This is a genomic window from Kitasatospora sp. NPDC059827 (assembly GCF_042731675.1).
In the GTDB taxonomy this organism is placed as follows: domain Bacteria; phylum Actinomycetota; class Actinomycetes; order Streptomycetales; family Streptomycetaceae; genus Kitasatospora.
Map to the genome: position 1 here is coordinate 1 of NZ_JBHWIV010000182.1, position 2,014 is coordinate 2,014.

General features: G+C 70.1%; 3 protein-coding genes. All 3 read right to left on the reverse strand.

All coding sequences use genetic code 11. The annotated features are described in order from the left end of the window. Positions 1-37 precede the first annotated feature (37 nt). The 3 genes from ACFV8H_RS41405 to ACFV8H_RS41415 are packed head-to-tail and all read right to left on the reverse strand — an operon-like array spanning position 38 to position 1,877. Positions 38-520, reverse strand: a complete 483-nt coding sequence (locus tag ACFV8H_RS41405; RefSeq protein ID WP_380409945.1) for a GNAT family N-acetyltransferase — start codon at positions 518-520, stop codon at positions 38-40. Beyond that, positions 517-1,353 carry a hypothetical protein gene (locus ACFV8H_RS41410; protein ID WP_380409947.1) on the reverse strand — a complete coding sequence of 279 codons (837 nt, stop codon included), beginning with the start codon at positions 1,351-1,353 and terminating at the stop codon, positions 517-519. The genes ACFV8H_RS41405 and ACFV8H_RS41410 overlap by 4 nt, the downstream gene beginning before the upstream one ends. Further along, complete coding sequence (locus ACFV8H_RS41415; protein ID WP_380409948.1) at positions 1,317-1,877, reverse strand: hypothetical protein; 561 nt, start codon at positions 1,875-1,877, stop codon at positions 1,317-1,319. Before ACFV8H_RS41415 ends, ACFV8H_RS41410 begins: the two co-directional genes overlap by 37 nt. Positions 1,878-2,014 lie beyond the last annotated feature (137 nt).

Below are 2,014 nucleotides of genomic sequence, written 5' to 3' on the forward strand. Positions count from 1 at the left end.
GGCCCCGCGCACCCTGCGCGGGGCCGCCCGGGGTGTTTCAGGGGGTGGCGGGGTCGGTCGGTGACCGCTTCCGGCGTGCTGCGTAGTGGACGAATCCTTCGTCTTCGTAGATGCGAGCGAACCCGGCCTTGGCCAGCACTCGGCCGGAGGCGTGATTGGCTGTGCGGTGCTTGGCGGCGACGGAGTCCAGGTGCAGCGTGTCGAACGCGAGGGCCAGCACGGTGGCGACAGCTGCAGTGGCGTACCCGTGGGACCAGGTGTCTTCGCGCAGGATGTAGCTCAGCCCGGCCCGGGTGGTGGTCGAGTTGAGCTTGATCACGCCGATGAGGTCGCCGGCCACGTCGATGCCGAGGACGTAGTGAACCCGTGGACGATCCCGTGCTCGGCAGAGGGCTTGTTCGATGTAGCGGAGTGCATCGGCGGGCTCCATCGCAGTGCGCTCGAGGTAGCGTATCGATGCGCCGCTGTAGACCCGTCGAACCGCGTCGGCGTCGTCCGAGGTGAGCTCCCGGAGCCTCACAACTGTTTCAGTACGGCGGCGAGTTCGGCGGCCCCCGGTCGGCTGCGGGCGGGTTCGCGAAGGACCGGTCGGAGTACGGCTTGAAAGTCAGGCCGGGGTTCGGCGGCGCGGAGCGGGATCTCTCCGGAGGCGATGGCGGCTCGGCGCGTCCCGGGGCCGACATCCGGGCCGATTCCGGCGGAGTCGTAGTCGAGGGGCCACCGGCCCGTGACGCAGGTCCACAGTGTGCCCGCGAGGGCGTAGACGTCGGATGCGGTGGTTGTCAGTACCGGCCGCACGCCGGACTCCACGGCGGCGGCCAGTTCCGGGGCGAGCAGGTGGGTGATGCCACCCTGGAAGACCGACGATGGCGGGAAGCCGGGTGACCAGGCCCAGGCCAGATCGAGGAGCCGCGCGCCGCGGTCGGTGTGGATGCAGTGCGCGGGTTGGAGGTCGCCGTGCACCCACCCGGCGGCGTGCAGGTCGGCGACAGCCAGGCAGAGGTCGACAGCTCCGGAGAAGGCCTGCTCGTGCCCGCCGTCGCCGTGCCGGACCGGCTTGAAGAGCTCCCACGTGGAAGGACCGAGAAGCCACGGGGTGACGTACCAGACGCCGCTGTCGTATCGACCGGTGATGACGGAGTAGCCGGGCAGCTGGTCCAGGACCGCGCCCTCCCGTGCCGTGATCTCAGCACCCTCGCCGTATCCGGCCTTGATCGCCACGGACCCGGTCGGACCGACCGCCTTCCAGACGGCCGACCCGCGCCGGTCGGTGATCTCCGTGAGGACGATCGGGCCGCAGACCGCCTCAGCAGCCCTCACCGCTTCGTCGGGGCAGGCAGCGAAGTCGACCACGCCTGTACCGCCTTCCAATCGCAGGGGATGTGCTCGAACACGTCGCGGCCGTCGTCGTCGGCGGACGCAAGGGCGCGTGCTGCGTCGGGGGTGGAGGCGAGGAAACGAGGATCCCGCGACCTGACGGCTGCCCGTACCGGAAGGAACGAGAACGGAGCCGGCGGGATGCTCCGGCCAGTGCTGTCGGTCTCCCGATGACCTGCGCCGAACTTGCCGAAGAGAACACCCACCGGGGCGTACAGATTGCGAAGCGCCCAGTAGGGGCGGCGTAGCAGTTCCTGATGACCGGTGCCGGGAACCGAGCCGAGAATCACGATGTTCTCGCAGATCAGGACCCCGTTCGGCCGGCTCATCAACGGTCTGATCCACTCGGCTGCCTGGACTCCGGCGTGGAACAACTCTGCCTCCACGGCTTCCCGATCGGTGCTGGAGATCTCGTACACCGTCCACCCGGTCAGCTGCCGGCTCACGGACGCAGCCAGGTACGGGCAGTGCTGGGCCATGTTGGAGAGGTAGGCGGACATCTCGACTCCGACGGGGCTCTCGGAACGGCCTTCGACGAGGTGGAGCGCCCCCGCCCGGGGCCGGGGCGCTCCACCCCTCCGGAGAGGGGGCACGAAGCAGAGGCCGCCGGGGCGGGGGCGGCGTCCACGGGGGCGGG